The organism is Caldifarcimen microaerophilum (assembly GCF_055387105.1).
This window is the reverse complement of the sequence record NZ_AP038914.1, coordinates 1,821,710-1,837,156: the sequence shown is the minus strand read 5'-3', so window position 1 is coordinate 1,837,156 and position 15,447 is coordinate 1,821,710. Positions and strand designations below refer to the sequence as shown.

The window sequence follows — 15,447 nt, the reverse complement described above, 5'->3', positions numbered from 1 at the left end:
GCTTAACCGGGGCTTAAAGTCCTTCGCGTATCCTCTTGTCCACACGGGAGTTCTGCGAGAGCCATGATCTGGATTGTCCTGCTTGTCGCTCAGACCACTGCAAAAGGGATCATTGCAGGCTACGTGTATGACGCCGTCTCGGGGGAACCCCTGGTGGGCGCCAACGTCCTGATTGATTCCCTGCGGATCGGCACGGCGACAGATCTGGACGGTGCGTATGTCCTCCGGGTCCCCCCCGGCCGGCACACCCTGCAGGTCTCCATGGTGGGCTACCAGACCAAACGCCAGATTGTGGAGGTGGAAGGGGGAGAGACCCGACGGGTGGACTTCTATCTTCCTCAGGAAGTGATTGAGGTGGAGAAGGTGGAGGTCACCGCCCAGCCCCTCGTGGCGCAGGAAGAAGTGACCACGGTTCGGAGTCTTTCCCTCAACGAAATTCAGAGCCTTCCTTCCACGGAGACCCCTCAGGACGTGCTGGAAAAATTCTCCGGTGTGCAGGTGGAAGGACGGGCCATCCACATCCGCGGGGGACGGGGGAACGAGGTGGCCCTGGTGGTGGACGGTATTCCCGTCCGGGACCCTCTGTCGGGTTCGGCCCTCACCCTGGATCTTCCCACCACAGCCCTGGAGGAACTGGAAGCCCTGATCAGCGGGTATCAGGCGGAATACGGCAACGCCATGTCCGGCGTGATCCGGCTCAACATCCGGGAGGGAAGCGACCGTTTCGCGGGACGCCTGCGCCTGCGCACCGATTCCCCTCTCCTCTGGACGTTTAAACGCCACCATCTGGTGGATTTCTCCCTGGAAGGTCCCTTCCCCGTTCGCAACCTGTCTTTCTTTTCTGCCTTCCGGTTTGAGGGAAACAACACCTATCTCCCTTCCCGGGATCGCCTGAAGAGCAGCGTGTTTGGCACCACCTTCCCCTTCGCCGAAAACACCTTTTCCGTCGTGGGCAAACTCACCTGGCATCCCGTTCCCCGCTGGAAGTTTACCCTCACCCACACCTTCACCGGGGACGTCTCGCAGGGATATGAGTATTCCCGCTACGACTATCCCTTTGCCTACCGGTTTCCCTATCGCTATATGTACCATCTGGAAGGCTATCCGGTTTTCAGCCGGGAGGGCATCTCCACCATCCTGGGCATCTTCCGGATCACGAGCAAGTCCCTCACGGAACTCCGCCTGTCCCGCTTTTTCTCCCACCTCCGGCTGGATGTGAACGGCAAGCACTGGACAGAATATCAGCCCTTTGACGATGTGGTGGACAACATTCGCGGAGGGGAAGGGGGGGACGGATGGTTCTGGGACACGGGCGATGCGCCCTTCTGGCATGACCACTTTGCCGAAACCTTCACCGGCAAGCTGGACTGGACCTGGTTCTTTTCCACCATCCACCAGATCAAAGCCGGTCTCCAGCTGGACTGGATGAATCTCCAGTGGCTGGACATTCAGTATCCCTGGTATTACGATCCCGAGGGGCTGGGGCTCAACCATGACCTGTTCAACGTCCACACCTACACGGGGGCCGCCTATGTCCAGGACCGCATCCACTTTGCCGGGATGGTGGCCCACCTGGGCCTGAGACTGGATGGCTGGGCGCCGGGCCGCTATCTGGAGGACGCGGTGCGGTCGCGACTCCAGGACCCCGAACTCCACCCCTTCGTTCGGGACCAGTTTGAGCAATTTCTGAACGAGGTCCCCACCCTCGCAGGTCAGCGTGTCCGCCTCTACCTCTCCCCCCGGTTCGGGGTGTCCTTCCCCATCAGCGACCGGGACAAGTTTTTCTTCTCCTACGGACGGTTTTCTCAGCTTCCGGACCTGAAATACGTCTACACCCATCTCGGTGACCGTACCACGTCTTCCTATGAACTGTTTGGCAACCCGGCTCTTCGGCCCACGCTGACCGTGGCCTATGAGGCGGGCTTCCAGCACGCCTTCGACGCCTATACGGTGATGGAAGTCAACGCCTATGCCAAGGACATTTTCAACTATCCCACCGCCATTCGGGTGCCGGGGATTCCGCCGAACCCCTCCTTCTGGATGTATGTGAACAGCGACTATGCCCGGTCCCTGGGCCTGGAATTCGCCCTGTCCCGCCGGTTTGATCCCCACCTTTCCTATCGGCTGGAGGCCACCCTGTCTCAGGCCAAAGGGCGCTCGTCCTCTGCCGAAGATGCGCTGTTCCGACCTCAGGAGCGGACCCTCCGGGAGGAGTTCCTCCGGTGGGATCGGCCCTGGAAACTCTATGCCCATGTGGCCTACCGCACACAGGAAGGTGAGCGTATCGGGTTCCTGCCGGATCGCTTGTATGCCGCGGTGTCCATGTCCCTCATGGCCGGTCGGCGCTACACCCCGGTGGATGATCAGGGCAATCGAGGTGAGCGGTACAGCAAACTCGGGCCGCCCTGGAAACGGGTGGATCTCACCCTGTCCCGGGACTTCGTCCTCTGGGGGCAGGACCTTCGTCTCCGGCTGGAAATCCGGAACGTGTTCAACTGGCGCAACGCGTATTATGTGAACCCGCTGACCGGGAAACCCTATGAGCCGGGCGATCCGCTTCCTCCCCGGAGCTTTGAGATCGCCTATCTCAACCCGGCCCGATACACGGAAGGGAGAAGCGTGTATGTGGAAGCGTCCCTCCGGTTCTGAGTTCGCCTGGATCCTGCTGGGCCTGCTGGTTCTCCCCGGGACCGGAAGGGTTCAGCTTCTTGAAAATCTCGGGAACATCAAGGTGGGAACCACGGTGTTTTCCTTCCTGAAAATCGATGTGGGGGCCCGTTCGGCGGGCCTGGGAGGGGCGTATGTGGCCTTGGGTCAGGACGCCCCGGGTGCCGCCCTCAACGCCGCGTCCATGGCCTTTGTGGATGGACTTCAGTTCGGGACCACCGTGGCGCGTTATCTGGTGGATTTCACCCTGAGTTATGCCGCCTTTTCCTTCCCCCTTTCCCCCTATGCCCGGGCGGGGGTCTTTGCCGAAGCCCTCACGATGCCGGACTTTGAACGCACGGATGAATACCATCCCGATGGAACGGGGGAGGCGGTGTCCTTCCGGGACATCGCCGTGGGTGCCTTTTACGCCCGCAAACTTTCCAGCCGCTATGCGGTTTCTGTCACCCTGAAACTCCTTCAGGAAGTGCTGGATCGGGATGAGATGATGGGGGTGGCCCTGGATCTTGCGTCCTATTACTGGGTGGGGTTCCGGGATATCCGGATCGGCATGGGGATCTTCAACATCGGTCCGGACGCGGGGGTGCGGGGAGGGGGGCGGTTTCCCCTTCCTGTCACCTTCCGGGCGGGGGTGGCCGGACGGGCATCGGAAGGCCTCCTCCTCTCCGCCCAGGTGGAGAAACCCGTGGACCAGGCGGAAACCTTCCGGGTTGGGGGTGAGTGGGCCGTTCACCCCTATCTCACGGTGCGGGCCGGTCTCCCCCTGAACAACCGTCCGGTGGGGAGCGGACTCACGGGATGGGCTGGCGGGTTTTCCCTGACCCTCAAACCCCTTCGCCTTGACTATGCCTTCACGGACATGGGGATTCTGGGCGGCGTTCACCGGATGGGGCTGGAGGTGAATCCGTGAATCGCTGGATGGGTGTGGTGCTCACTGTGTCGTTTGCCCTCGGGTGCGGGACGAAAATGCCCCTCCCTCCCCGGAGTGAGGGTCTCCTGCTCACCGATTCGTCCTTCGTCCGGGTGCAGGTGGTGGACTTTCCCGGTGAAACCCTGGTGGACGTTGTCTTCGGCGATGGGCTGTTCGTTCTGACCCCGGATTCCCTGTATAAGCTCCGGTTTGACGGATCCTTCAGCGATGCGGTGTTCGGCGGGATCGTGCGGGGACGCGCCCTCACCCAGCGGCGTAGCGACGGAAAAGTGTTTGTGGTGGACGAGGCTCTCCGGGCGGTGCTGTCCTATCCGTCCGACGGGAGCTCCACCCCCGAAACCGTGCTGGTGGACACGGACTGGGTGGCTCCCCGGGGGATTGAAGCAACCGATGATGCCATTTTTGTGGCGGACTCGGCGCTGGACATGGTGTTCCGCTATACCCTGGACAGCACGGGCGTTCACCGGGACACGTTTCTTTCCCCCGGTGAGGGCTTTCTGAACGCCCGGGGTCCGGCCGGGATGTTTCTGGATTATCAGAACACCCTGTGGGTGGTTTCGTCAGAAAAACACTGGGCCAACCGGGTGAGCGTGAGTCCGCCCCCGGCCCTCCTCGGTCATGTGGGAGACTCCCTGGGAGAAGGTGGGAGCGATACGGGCCGGCTGTGGTTTCCCCGGGATGGGGCAGGGGACCTGTTCGGCCGGCTGGTGGTGGCGGATTTCGGCAACCGGCGGATGCAGATCTTTTCTTCGCAGGACGGACGTTTTCTCCAGACCTTTGCTTCTCCGGACAGTCTTGAACCCTGGTGTGTGACCATGTCCGCGGATGGCAAGCGGATCTGGGCGGGCTATGCGGGGCGGCTGGAGCGCTATGAAACCCCGCAGATCCCCCAGTTTCCCGAATACGATCCGGGGTATGAAGGACCATGATCGTACTTTTTGAAGCACGCGGTTATAAGAGTCTTCGCCGTGTCACTGTCCATCTCCAGCCTTTTCATATTCTCATCGGCCCGAACGCCAGTGGAAAGTCAAATGTTCTCGAGGCTCTCAGCTTTTTGAGCGACACGCTCCGCCATGATCTGGATCATGCCATTGCCCTCCGCGGATCTTCCCTTCGAGATCTGATATTTCAAAGGAAAGGTGATGGCTTTGAGCTGGCGTGGGTTTTTAAGATTCCGTCGGATGTTCGTGAGAAGCACAACATCCCCCATGCTTATCTTCGATATGCCCTTGCCGTGGGCATGGACGCTGAAGGGGTTCGCTCCGTGAGAGCCGAACACCTCTACGGTTTGTCGGAGACATCGTTCCACCGATCCCAATGGGGCAGGAGAAAATCCCTTCTCAGGACAGATCGGGGGTGGCGCCGTATCCTTCGCAGGAAAGGAGAACGAGCCTATTTCTATGGAGAGATGTCTTCGTGGACCATGCCTTTTGCCCTCCCGAACGATCAGCTTGCCCTTCAGAATGTCCCGGAAGATATGCGAAAGTTCCCTTCTCTTGTATGGATGAGATCGCTTGTGCGTCGTGGCCTCCATTGGGTCCATCTCCAGCCCGAGGTTCTACGAACACCGAGTCGTCCTGATGCCCCACCTGTTATGGGAAGACGGGGCGAGCATTTCCACGTTCTGGTTAAGCGGCTGCTCCAGTCGGATCGGGCGGTGGAATGGAAACATCATCTGCAGACACTCCTTCCGGATCTTGAAGCGGTGGAAGTCAAGCCAAGAGAGGTCGACAATTACCTTTTCACGCGTCTTCAATTTCGAGGGAGGAAGGAGTTCCCGGCGTGGCTTCTTTCTGACGGCACCCTGCGGTTTCTTGCTCTGACAGCCCTTGCCTTTTATCCAGAGAAAGAGGGCATCTACCTGATTGAAGAACCGGAAAACGGGGTTCATCCGCGGGTTATTCAGCACCTGTACGATGCGCTTTCTTCCGTTTATGACGGTCAGGTTCTGGTGACCACCCACTCGCCTTTCTTCCTTCAATATGCCCGTCCTGAAGAAATTCTGCTCGTTCGTTTGCATGAAGGGGAAACGCAAATCCTGGAAGGGAAAGATCTTCCCATTCTTCAGCGATGGAAAAACAATCTGGCTGACCTTATGGTATCGGGGCTTCTTGATCTTCAGGAGCTGGCCCGTTCATGATTCCCTCTGACAAGAAGCTTTTGTTGTTCGCGGCAGACCATGATATCGAACGTGTGATGATGGGCTTGATACACGCCATGACTCGTAAAAAACTCCTTGCTCATCTCAAAAACGTTGAGGATCAGGTCCGGAGTGTAACCGCCGGTGGGGTTTTTGACACACTGCTCTTTCGGCTGGAAAACACCGTGGAAGAATTGATACGCATCAGGAAACGATTTCCATGGACCCACTGCCTGGTGATCACGGATCGAAAAGTTAGCGGTCAGCAGGTTAAGGAAGTAGATCGGATGAAAGAGGACTTCCAAACCCTCCTTCGCGTTCGTGCTCCCGATGTCGTGGGAAAGCTCATCATCATTGATCCTGAAGTGGAGTCCTGGTTATGGGGAGTGGGTCGTGGACACTGGATAGAAGCGTTGAAAGAACATACCGGGAAAAGTTTTTCTGTTCAACAAATCCGCGAGGCCTTTCAACACACAGGAGACCCCTCAAAACCCGAAGATCCCAAAGCCTCAATCCGTGATGTGCTTCGCTTGCTCCAGGTGAGAAAATCGTCCATGCTGTATGAAAAGGTGGCCATGCGTTCCTCCCGTCGGGACTGGCAAAGGTGCCAGTCTTCTTCGTTTCAGGAAGTCTATACGACACTTCAGGAGTGGTTCACATGAAAACGTGGAAGGCGATCTGGCTGATGGCTTTGCCCCTGAGCGCCCAGAGTGTGACCTATCGCACGGTGAACATCGGGAACAGTTTGCTCACCGTGTCCAACTTCGGCATGATCGGGACGAGTTTTGACGTGCCCGGCCAGGTGTCCTGGGAATATCCCCGGGGGAGCCACACCGAGCGCCTGGACAAAGCGGGTCTGTGGATTGCGGCCAAGGTGAACGACACGGACTCCGTCCGGATGACCACCGCCGTGTACAACAGTCCGTCCTTCACACCGGCCGGTCAGGGGTTTGAGTTCTCCCCCATGGACACCATCACCGAGCGGTCCATCCTTCCCACGTCTTCCCATTACGATCCCGCCAACGCCATCTCCGAGCAGGATTTTGTGATCCGGTTCAACGACTTCGTGTGGCCCACGGGTCCGCCCCCTGAGCACCGGCCTCTTGGGGCGTATGTGGAGATGAAAACCCTGGCCTGGAGCTATTCCTACATTGACGACATCGTGATCGCCGACATCACCATCGTGAACCTGGGAACGGCCGGCGCCTGGCGGGAGGTGTATGTGGGGATGTACGCCGAACTGGTTTCGGGCAACCGGGATTTCTGGGGGGACGACTTCGCCCGCACCCCCTTCTTCCAGCACAAACGCATTTTTTATCACGATTCCCTCAAACTGGTCTATGAGCGAAATGACGGAACGGACGTGCTGGCCACCGGTTTTGGGGGCGTCCAGTTTCTGGGGGCGATTTCGGGGGACCGGTATATCCCCGCCGATTCCTTTGATGTGGTCTTCATCTGGTGGCCATGGGAGACGGGGCAACGCCCCGCGCCTCTCCCGGATTCCTGGTGGTGGGACAACTACATGACCCTCCAGGATACGGTGTTTCCCAACGTGGACGATGCGTATCTCCAGAACAATCCCTATCCCGATCCGGTTGCGTTTTTGAAGGTGGGGCCTTTTGACTTCGTGGGGGTGGGCGAGACCCTCCACGTGGTGTTTGCCTTTGTGGGAGGGACGGAGGGAACCGCCTTCCCTGAAGAGAACCTGTTCGCCAATGCGGAATGGGCGAAGCGGGCGTTTCTTTCCCGGTATGTCCTCCCTGCGCCGCCGCCCTCCCCCCATCTCGTGGTCCGCACGGACCGCAACCGGGCGGAACTTTTCTTTGATCCCTCGCCGGAGGATGCGGTGGATCCCAACACGGGCGAAAAGGACTTTGAGGGGTACCGCATCTGGCGCCGCCGCGGCGAAGTGAGCGCCGAGGATTCCGGGTGGGTCCTGCTTGCGGAATTCGATGTGGTGGACGACATGGGCTTCAACACGGGACTCCCGCCAAAGGTGGGGAGCGGGGAGTTTGCGGGGTGGTATCGCTTTGTGGACGAAGGGGTGAAGGACGGGTTCACCTATACGTATGCGGTGACCTCCTTTGACCGGGGCAATCCTGAACTGGGGCTTTCGAGCCTGGAGAGTTCGCGGCTCCAGAACGCCACCACGGTGGTGATTGCCCCTGCGCCCGTGTCCCGAAGGCAACTCCACATCCGGGTGTATCCCAATCCCTACCGGTTTTCTTCCATCTTTGACGGAAGCACGGTGTTCGACCGGGTGGTGGTGTTCGACAACCTTCCGCCGCGGGCACGGATCCAGCTCTTCACCCTCTCAGGGGAGCGGGTGTGGCGGTATGAGCACAACGATCCCACCACGTCCCGTGCCACCTGGAACCTCCTCACCGAGCACGGTCTGGAAGCGGCACCGGGGCTGTATATCTGGGTGGTGGAGGATCTCACCACGGGTGCCCGCGCCCGGGGCCGGTTGATGGTGGTGAAGTGAGGAAAACGGATGGATTCATCCATGGATTCCCGTGAAATCGTGGTGTGTCGTCCGGGTTCGAGCGCCTCAAAACACCTCAAAAGCTCCGTGCATGAACTCCGGAACGTTGTGGAGCATATTCCCGTTAAAGTCATTGCAACAAGGGATATGACCATTACGTTCTGAAAAAAGATCTCCAAAATACGCCCGTGAAGGAAGACAGATCCCTCAAATCCCTTGTTCGTGAGAACCCAACCCTTTTAAAACCCATTTCTCCGTCACGGCTGATTGCATCATCCACCCCTCTTCGTGAAGTGGTACGCTGGATGGCTCAACGCTTTTCGGATAGCGGAGAGATATGGCCGTTCCTTTTCGTTCTGGAAACCCATCAGGTTATCGGAATTGTCACACCCGGGGACTTTCAAAAAGTTGCGGCGCGGATGTACTTTTTTGGACTTCTTTCCCTCCTGGAGATGGAAATCACACGGTGGATCGAGATGGCTTGCGCAGAAAACCCTGACAGAGTTAACGCAGAGTGCGGAGCGAAAATCCGTGCAGTTTATCAAAACAAGAATCGATATGAAAGATGGGCCCAAGACGCCGGAAGCTATATCCAGCCTCTCAACCTCATAGAGAAGATCGAACTGTTTCGGTGTGTATTCCCTGAGAGGGCTTTTACGGATGAACGATGGAATCTGAAACTAAAAGATCTGCGCGACAAACTCGCTCATCCAAAAAGTCTGATTCACAGAAGCAATACAGGGCAAAATCACGAAACACGTAACCAACAACGCAATGGCGAAATTGAACGTTGGGGAGACCTGTTTTCTCTGGTCGAGCAAGTTGAGGGTATTCTGGATCAACTGGACAGAAATTCCATTGGGGGCTGATGCCCCTCACCCCCTTCCCGGCAAAACGGGCACCACTTCATAAAAAATCTCCTCAAACAGCCGGGCGTCGAAGCGATCGCCCAGCCAGATCCGGCCGGCTTCCAGGGCCTGTCCCAGGAGCATGAGGGCCCCATCCACCACCGGTCCCCGGTCCTTCATGATCTCCAGAAAGGGCGTCCAGCGCCCATAGGCCATCTCATACCCTGCCACACCCCGGGGCACCCGCTCCCAGGGCACAGGAGGCGCCTTGCCTTCCCAGGATAAGGGCGTGGCCTGGACGATGAGATCCAGACCTTCCCAGATCCGAACGTCATCCAGATCCTGATAGGCCACCACAGGCCAGGGAAGGTTCTTGCTCTCCGGGTTCCGGCTCACCAGCATCACCTCACGGAATCCCGCCCGCTCCAGCGCCACCGCGGCGGCCCGGGCAGCCCCGCCCGTTCCCAGAACAAGGGCTTTTCCCGGCACAACCGAAAGGGCGCGCAACCCCAGCAGAAACCCCTCCACGTCGGTGTTGTGCGCCCGCCAGATTCCACGACGAACATCATACGCCAGCACGTTGGCCGCCCGAATCTTCCGGACCACCGGGTCCATCTCTTCCACCCTTTCCAGAACCCGCTCCTTCCAGGGCGACGTCACGTTCAATCCCCGATAGGGTGAGAGATCCGGCAGAGGGGCATCCGCTGGAACTTCCAGCACGTCATAGCGATACAGACGATGGCGGAGGGCGAAATACCGCCCCCAGAAACGAGGGGACAGGCTGTGCTTCAGCGGATATCCAAGGATGCCAAAGCGCGAACGCATGTCTCAAGATTCCGAACAAACCAGGGGTCCGAGATCCTGGCAGGGGAAAGGAGACGCGGGTCCACGCTCCCTCCTGACACGGCATGGATCACCGCCTGGAGCATGACCATCCGGTGATCCCGGGTCGGGATCCAGTGCGAGGGTCTCCGGATCTTCTGCGGACCGGGAACCTCCCATCCATCCGGAAGCTCACGGATCTCCAGTCCGGCTGCCCGCAGAATCCGGAGGGTGGAGCGAAAGCGATCGCTCTCCTTCACCCGGAGTTCCGAAAGGCCCGTGAAGCGACTGGTTCCCTCCGCCTGACTTGCAAGGAGAGCCAGGAAAAACACCTCATCCACCACCCGGGGGACATCCTCCGGAAGGACCTCCACGGGGCGGAGGCGTGCTCCCGGCGAAACCTCCAGCTGGCCCATGGGCTCCGGATCGTGAAATTCCTGCTCCCTGCGTACGTCGTGCCCCATCCGGGCAAGAAACGCAAAAAACCGGGTGCGACGGGGATTCAGGAGGAGATGTTCAAACCGGATGGGCACGCCCGCAAGAAGGGCGAGGGTGACAAACACGGCGGCGGACGAAGGATCTCCTGGCACGGTGAGATCCAGGGGAGGGAGTTCCCCCACCGGTTTCAGTTCCACGGTGGTCTCGTTCTTGATGGTGATGGGAAGACCCGCGTGCTGGAACAACCGTTCGGTATGGTCCCGGGAGGGGGCGGGTTCTTCCACCCGGGTGGGACCTTCCGCAAACAGGCCGGAAAAGAGAAGGGCGGACTTCACCTGAGCACTCGCCACCGGAAGCCTCCCGGCGAAAGGCGCCGGACGCCCCCCTCGCAACGCCAGGGGGAGGAAACGGTCCTCCCGGGCCAGGACCACAGCCCCGCGCTCCACGAGCGGCCGAATCACCCGGTCCATGGGCCTTCGGTGCAGGGAGGCGTCCCCATACCACACGGTGGTCCCGGGAAGAAGGGCCGCCACCCCCAGTCCGATGCGGACGGTGGTTCCGGAATTGCCTGCATACAGAGGCCGGCCCGGTTCCCGAAGGTTTCCACCGGTCCCTTCCACGTGCAGGGTTTCGCCTTTCCAGCGGAGGCGGGCTCCCAGCGCACGGACCACCCGGAGGGTGCGCTGCACGTCCAGGGCAGGTGAGAGTTCGCGAATCCGGGACGTTCCCCGGGCGAGGAGGGCATAATACAGCACACGGTGGGAAATGGATTTGTCGGGCACCACCCGGAGGGTGAGCATCTCAATCGGTGGAAAGACCTTCAGGGGAAGGTTCCAGGACGCTCTGAAGGGTTTCCAGACGGGCCTGGAGTTCCACAAAATCCTCCGGTGTCAGGGCCTGCGGACCATCGGAAAGGGCTTCTTCCGGATGGGGGTGCACTTCCACGATCACCCCCTGCGCTCCGGCGGCCACCCCGGCAAGGGCGAGGGGAATCACGTATTCCCTTCGGCCGGCCGCGTGGGAGGGGTCCACAAACACGGGCAGATGGGAAGCCCTCCGGGCAAAGGCAATGGCCCCCACGTCCAGCGTGAAACGCAGGGACGTCTCAAAGGTTCGGATGCCCCGCTCACACAGGATCACCCGGTGATTTCCCCGGCGAAGGATATACTCGGCTGCTAGAAGCCACTCCTCCACCGTGTTTCCCATCCCCCGTTTGAGAAGAACGGGCCTGTCCAGCTCTCCCAGGCGCTCCAGAAGGGGAAAATTCTGCATGTTCCGGGCGCCCACCTGGAGGATGTCCGCATAGGCGGCCACAAGATCCACATGAGCCGCGTCGGGGACCTCACTCACCACCTTCATACCATACCGGTCGGCCACGTCCCGGAGAATTCGCAGTCCTTCTTCGCCCAGTCCCTGAAAGGCATAGGGAGAGGTGCGGGGTTTGAACGCCCCGCCCCGGAGGAACCGGACACCCCGGGAGGAAAGAAACCGGGCGATCTCCTCCACCTGGTCATAGGATTCCACCGCGCAGGGCCCTGCCATCAGCGTGAGACCGGCGCCGATCCGCTCCCGGTCCACCTCGATCACCGTGTCCGGGCGTTCGCCCCGGGCGGCCAGGGGATAGGGCGTGGAAAGGGGGAGCAGATTCACAACACCGGGAAGCCCCCGTAGACGGTCCCGGGGAAAGGTGCCTCCCTCCCGGAGGCGAAGGAGAGGAGGCGTCGTGCTCACCCGTTCCGCCTCCAGACCCCAGGAATGCAAAACCTTCCAGGCGTGTTCCAGGTGCGCCTCGCTATCAAACAGGATCAGCATGACGGCGATATGATAAAGCCCCCGCTCCGGCACAGCAAGGGAAGGTTCTGCCTTCCAAACATACGTTCGAACACTCCCCAATCCAGGTCCACCACATATCGAAAATCGTGTCCGGCGCCGAGCATCAACCTGTCGTGAGGGCACAACGGGATCCCCGGTGAGGACGGTTCAGCGCTCGGGGTGTATGATTAAACCCGCTTCTTCAAAAACGGGAGCCTGAATCATGGCACACTGGATGGAAATCCACCCGGTGTGGGGTGGTTTTCTGGGTGGTCTGTTCATCACCTTCCTGAACCTGGTGGGGGCGGTGATCGTCCTGCTCTGGCCCCGGCCCAGCCAGAAGGTGATGGATGCCTCCCTGGGGTTTGCAGCGGGCGTGATGCTCACGGCAAGCTTCACAAGCCTCATCCTTCCGGGCATTGAACGGGGAGGCGTGATCCCCGTGATCCTGGGTATCCTCCTGGGGGCGGGGGTGATGGACCTCGCCGACCACCTTCTCCCCCACGAACACGCCATCCGGGGGAAGGAAGGACGGGAACTGAAGCGCATCCGCGGGATCTGGCTCTTCATCATCGCCATCACCCTCCACAATTTCCCCGAAGGCCTTGCGGTCGGTGTGGGCTTCGGTTCCGGACACTTTAAGGAAGGTCTCACCCTGGCGCTGGCCATCGGCATTCAGAACATCCCCGAAGGGCTTTCCGTGGCCCTCTCGGCCCTCAGTCTGGGGTATGGACGGAAGTTTTACGCCGTGTGGACCGGGATTCGTTCGGGCGCAGTGGAGATCCCCGCCGCTTTTCTCGGGGCGGTCGCTGTACACTTTATGAAGCCCCTTCTTCCCTACGCCATGGGGTTTGCCGCCGGTGCCATGATTTATGTGGTGAGCGACGAAATCGTGCCGGAGACCCACCGGGCAGGTCATGAGCGCCTGGCCACTTTCGGGACCGTCATCGGGGCGGTGGTGATGCTCTATCTGGACGTGGTGCTGGGATGACTCTGCTTCTTTTCGCACTGCTTCGGCTTACCTTTCTGGGCGACGTGATGCTCGCCTTCCACCCCGCATCCTTTGCAGACCGGTATGGAGCAGGTGCTCCATGGACCTGCTTGCGGACTTTCCTGGATTCCTCCATCGTGGTCGCGAACCTGGAAGCCCCCTTCACCCGCACGTCCACCCCCATGATTCCGGACAAAACCTTCCTCTTTCGGGTGGATCCCTGGTATGTCCGAATCCTGAAAGCAGGAAATATCCGGCTCGTGACCACGGCCAACAACCACATCATGGACTTCGGGGTTCTGGGACTTGAGGAAACCCACCGAACCCTCCGGAGTACCGGGATCGGCTATGTGGGCACAGGCTTGGACGTGAAGGAGGCTCGAAGAGCGTTTATCCTGGACACGCTGGGAGAGCGGGTGGCATTTCTCGCGTATTCCCTGACCTATCCGGAAGCCTACTGGGCCACGCTCAACCGCCCCGGCACTGCCTTTGGCCACGCCGCCTGGATCCGGAAGGACGTCTCCGAAGCACGAAAGCAGGCAACGTTCGTCGTGGTGCTCTTTCACTGGGGACGGGAACGCTGGCCCGCACCCCGCCCCTATCAGATTGCCCTCGCCCACGAGGCCGTGGATGCAGGTGCCGACCTGGTCATCGGACACCATCCCCATGTGATCCAGCCGGTGGAGATCTACAGGGGTCAGGCCATTTTTTATTCCCTGGGAAACGGCCTGTTCGGAAGCCGTTCGGTCAAACCTCAGGGGGCCCTTGTGCAGGTCACGGTTTTTCCGGATTCTCTTCGCTTTCAGGTCGTTCCCCTGGAAGTACGCCCTCCCTTCGGGGGGCTTCCTCCCCGTCCCCTGCCTGAACCCTATCGCACCCATGACCTTGAGTTTATGCTTGAGGGGATCCCCTGGGAGCCGACCGAACACGGTGGGGCGTTCACCCTGAGGAGAAGGGCACCGTGAGTCGCCCCTATCAGGAGATGCTGGACCTCTTTGACCGGATGGTGAACCTGGAGCGTTCCGGTCAGGGGCCGTCCACCCTGAGAAATCTCAGAGAAGCCCTGCGCCTCCTCGGGAATCCCCATCTGATGCTCCCGGTTGTGGTGAATGTGGTGGGGACCAAAGGCAAAGGCTCCACCGCCTTCCACCTTGCCGCCCTCCTTCAGGAGGCAGGAACAAGGGTGGGGCTTTTTGTTTCCCCTCATCTCCGCGGCTATCATGAGCGGGTCCGGATCAACCAGGAACCCGTGGAACCGGATATTCTCGCATCCTATGTGCTGGATCTTCACCGGTTCCTCTCTTCCCGGGGCGGTTTCCGCAGCGTGTTTGAACTCCTCACCCTTGCCGCCATCCAGATCTTTCTGGATGCAGGGGTGGATGTGGCGGTGTTGGAGGCGGGCCTGGGCGGACGGCTGGATGCCACCGCGGTGTTCCGCCAGGACCTGACCGTGCTCACACCCATCGGCTATGATCACGCCGACATCCTCGGACACGCCCTTCCCATGATCCTCCGGGAAAAACTTGGGATCCTCAAACCCCGACAGGGGGAACTGATTTCGGGGCCCCAGCGGCCCTTCCTTATCTCCCTGCTGCGGGACATGGCGGCGTTTTATGAGGTGCCCCTTTATGCGGTGGGTCGGGACCTGCACATCCGTGACGTCACCCCGTCCCTTCAGGGGACAGAGGTCGTGCTTGAAGGGATGGTGGAGGGCAGGTTCAGGACGAACCAGATCGGGGGGCATCAGGGGGAAAATTTCGCCATAGCACTGCTTGCATCCTACCTTCTCACCGGGTGTCTACCTCCTTCCCGGGTGACGACGCTTCAGGAAGGCCGGTTTCAGGTCATTTCCTTCGCCGGACGACCGGTGGTGCTGGACGGGGCGCACAACGCCCTCTCATTGCAAACGTTACGCCGAACGCTCGCCCGCATTTTCCCGCCTCCCTGGGAGGTGGTTCTGGGGATGCAGCGGGACAAACTCACCCCACCGGTGCGAAAAGAACTCGAAACCTGGCCTGCCCGCTTCTGGGCCACCTCACCGGGTCCTCCCCGGGGCCTTCCGCCGGACGCGTTGATGACGCGCCTTCCCGGCCTGCGATGGGGAGGAAAAGGCACACCGGAAGACATGCTGAACCAGGCACTCCAGGCCTCCCCTTCCGAACGTGTGGTGGTGGTGACAGGCTCCCTTCATCTCATCGGCCAGATTCTCCAGAACGAGATGGTCTCACGCGTCGGGAGCACCCGTCCCACCGGGTGAATCCGGTTCCACGCTGTGACCCGGGCTCCGGACGCCCAAACGTCGTGGGGGGTTAT

13 protein-coding genes are annotated in these 15,447 nt (G+C 60.2%); 10 read left to right on the top strand and 3 right to left on the bottom strand.

Going from position 1 to position 15,447, the window contains the following annotated elements:
• The first annotated feature begins 63 nt into the window (after nucleotides 1–63).
• The 7 genes from AC6HU3_RS08645 (at nucleotide 64) to AC6HU3_RS08615 (ending at nucleotide 9,092) form a co-directional block, all read left to right on the top strand.
• Nucleotides 64–2,649 (top strand): TonB-dependent receptor, encoded by a 2,586-nt coding sequence (locus tag AC6HU3_RS08645; protein ID WP_497473369.1) that lies wholly within the window; start codon nucleotides 64–66, stop codon nucleotides 2,647–2,649.
• Entirely contained in the window at nucleotides 2,624–3,577 is a 954-nt protein-coding gene (locus AC6HU3_RS08640; RefSeq protein ID WP_497473368.1) for a PorV/PorQ family protein, read from the top strand. Before AC6HU3_RS08645 ends, AC6HU3_RS08640 begins: the two co-directional genes overlap by 26 nt.
• On the top strand, nucleotides 3,574–4,527 hold the full coding sequence (locus AC6HU3_RS08635) for an NHL repeat-containing protein (RefSeq protein ID WP_497473367.1): 954 nt from the start codon (nucleotides 3,574–3,576) through the stop codon (nucleotides 4,525–4,527). Before AC6HU3_RS08640 ends, AC6HU3_RS08635 begins: the two co-directional genes overlap by 4 nt.
• The gene (locus AC6HU3_RS08630; protein WP_497473366.1) at nucleotides 4,524–5,738 is read left to right on the top strand and encodes an AAA family ATPase; all 1,215 of its coding nucleotides are present in this window, start codon (nucleotides 4,524–4,526) and stop codon (nucleotides 5,736–5,738) included. Before AC6HU3_RS08635 ends, AC6HU3_RS08630 begins: the two co-directional genes overlap by 4 nt.
• A gap of 77 nt (nucleotides 5,739–5,815) precedes the next feature.
• Nucleotides 5,816–6,400 carry a hypothetical protein gene (locus AC6HU3_RS08625; RefSeq protein ID WP_497473365.1) on the top strand — a complete coding sequence of 195 codons (585 nt, stop codon included), beginning with the start codon at nucleotides 5,816–5,818 and terminating at the stop codon, nucleotides 6,398–6,400.
• A complete protein-coding gene (locus AC6HU3_RS08620; protein WP_497473364.1) occupies nucleotides 6,397–8,223 on the top strand; it encodes a hypothetical protein in 1,827 nt (608 codons plus the stop codon). The genes AC6HU3_RS08625 and AC6HU3_RS08620 overlap by 4 nt, the downstream gene beginning before the upstream one ends.
• A gap of 188 nt (nucleotides 8,224–8,411) precedes the next feature.
• On the top strand, nucleotides 8,412–9,092 hold the full coding sequence (locus AC6HU3_RS08615) for a hypothetical protein (protein ID WP_497473363.1): 681 nt from the start codon (nucleotides 8,412–8,414) through the stop codon (nucleotides 9,090–9,092).
• A 6-nt stretch (nucleotides 9,093–9,098) separates the two neighbouring features.
• On the opposite strand, the gene AC6HU3_RS08610 is transcribed toward AC6HU3_RS08615, so the two are convergent.
• Genes AC6HU3_RS08610 through aroF form a run of 3 tightly spaced genes read right to left on the bottom strand, consistent with a single transcriptional unit; the run spans nucleotide 9,099 to nucleotide 12,143 of the window.
• Entirely contained in the window at nucleotides 9,099–9,896 is a 798-nt protein-coding gene (locus AC6HU3_RS08610; RefSeq protein ID WP_497473362.1) for a shikimate dehydrogenase family protein, read from the bottom strand.
• Entirely contained in the window at nucleotides 9,860–11,131 is a 1,272-nt protein-coding gene (gene aroA, locus AC6HU3_RS08605; RefSeq protein WP_497473361.1) for a 3-phosphoshikimate 1-carboxyvinyltransferase, read from the bottom strand. The genes AC6HU3_RS08610 and aroA overlap by 37 nt, the downstream gene beginning before the upstream one ends.
• A gap of 1 nt (nucleotide 11,132) precedes the next feature.
• On the bottom strand, nucleotides 11,133–12,143 hold the full coding sequence (gene aroF, locus AC6HU3_RS08600; RefSeq protein WP_497473360.1) for a 3-deoxy-7-phosphoheptulonate synthase: 1,011 nt from the start codon (nucleotides 12,141–12,143) through the stop codon (nucleotides 11,133–11,135).
• A 223-nt stretch (nucleotides 12,144–12,366) separates the two neighbouring features.
• Here aroF and AC6HU3_RS08595 point away from each other — a divergent pair, with 223 nt between their 5' ends.
• The 3 genes from AC6HU3_RS08595 to AC6HU3_RS08585 are packed head-to-tail and all read left to right on the top strand — an operon-like array spanning nucleotide 12,367 to nucleotide 15,391.
• Nucleotides 12,367–13,134, top strand: a complete 768-nt coding sequence (locus AC6HU3_RS08595) for a ZIP family metal transporter (protein WP_497473359.1) — start codon at nucleotides 12,367–12,369, stop codon at nucleotides 13,132–13,134.
• The gene (locus AC6HU3_RS08590; protein ID WP_497473358.1) at nucleotides 13,131–14,099 is read left to right on the top strand and encodes a CapA family protein; all 969 of its coding nucleotides are present in this window, start codon (nucleotides 13,131–13,133) and stop codon (nucleotides 14,097–14,099) included. Before AC6HU3_RS08595 ends, AC6HU3_RS08590 begins: the two co-directional genes overlap by 4 nt.
• On the top strand, nucleotides 14,096–15,391 hold the full coding sequence (locus AC6HU3_RS08585; protein WP_497473357.1) for a bifunctional folylpolyglutamate synthase/dihydrofolate synthase: 1,296 nt from the start codon (nucleotides 14,096–14,098) through the stop codon (nucleotides 15,389–15,391). The genes AC6HU3_RS08590 and AC6HU3_RS08585 overlap by 4 nt, the downstream gene beginning before the upstream one ends.
• Nucleotides 15,392–15,447: the final 56 nt, after the last annotated feature.

Coding starts and splice junctions, on each gene's coding strand:
- AC6HU3_RS08645 (WP_497473369.1), top strand. CDS start 64: ATGATCTGGATTGTCCTGCTTGTCGCTCAGACCACTGCAAAAGGGATC.
- AC6HU3_RS08640 (WP_497473368.1), top strand. CDS start 2,624: ATGTGGAAGCGTCCCTCCGGTTCTGAGTTCGCCTGGATCCTGCTGGGC.
- AC6HU3_RS08630 (WP_497473366.1), top strand. CDS start 4,524: ATGATCGTACTTTTTGAAGCACGCGGTTATAAGAGTCTTCGCCGTGTC.
- AC6HU3_RS08625 (WP_497473365.1), top strand. CDS start 5,816: ATGACTCGTAAAAAACTCCTTGCTCATCTCAAAAACGTTGAGGATCAG.
- AC6HU3_RS08620 (WP_497473364.1), top strand. CDS start 6,397: ATGAAAACGTGGAAGGCGATCTGGCTGATGGCTTTGCCCCTGAGCGCC.
- AC6HU3_RS08610 (WP_497473362.1), bottom strand. CDS start 9,896: ATGCGTTCGCGCTTTGGCATCCTTGGATATCCGCTGAAGCACAGCCTG.
- aroA (WP_497473361.1), bottom strand. CDS start 11,131: ATGCTCACCCTCCGGGTGGTGCCCGACAAATCCATTTCCCACCGTGTG.
- aroF (WP_497473360.1), bottom strand. CDS start 12,143: ATGCTGATCCTGTTTGATAGCGAGGCGCACCTGGAACACGCCTGGAAG.
- AC6HU3_RS08595 (WP_497473359.1), top strand. CDS start 12,367: ATGGCACACTGGATGGAAATCCACCCGGTGTGGGGTGGTTTTCTGGGT.
- AC6HU3_RS08590 (WP_497473358.1), top strand. CDS start 13,131: ATGACTCTGCTTCTTTTCGCACTGCTTCGGCTTACCTTTCTGGGCGAC.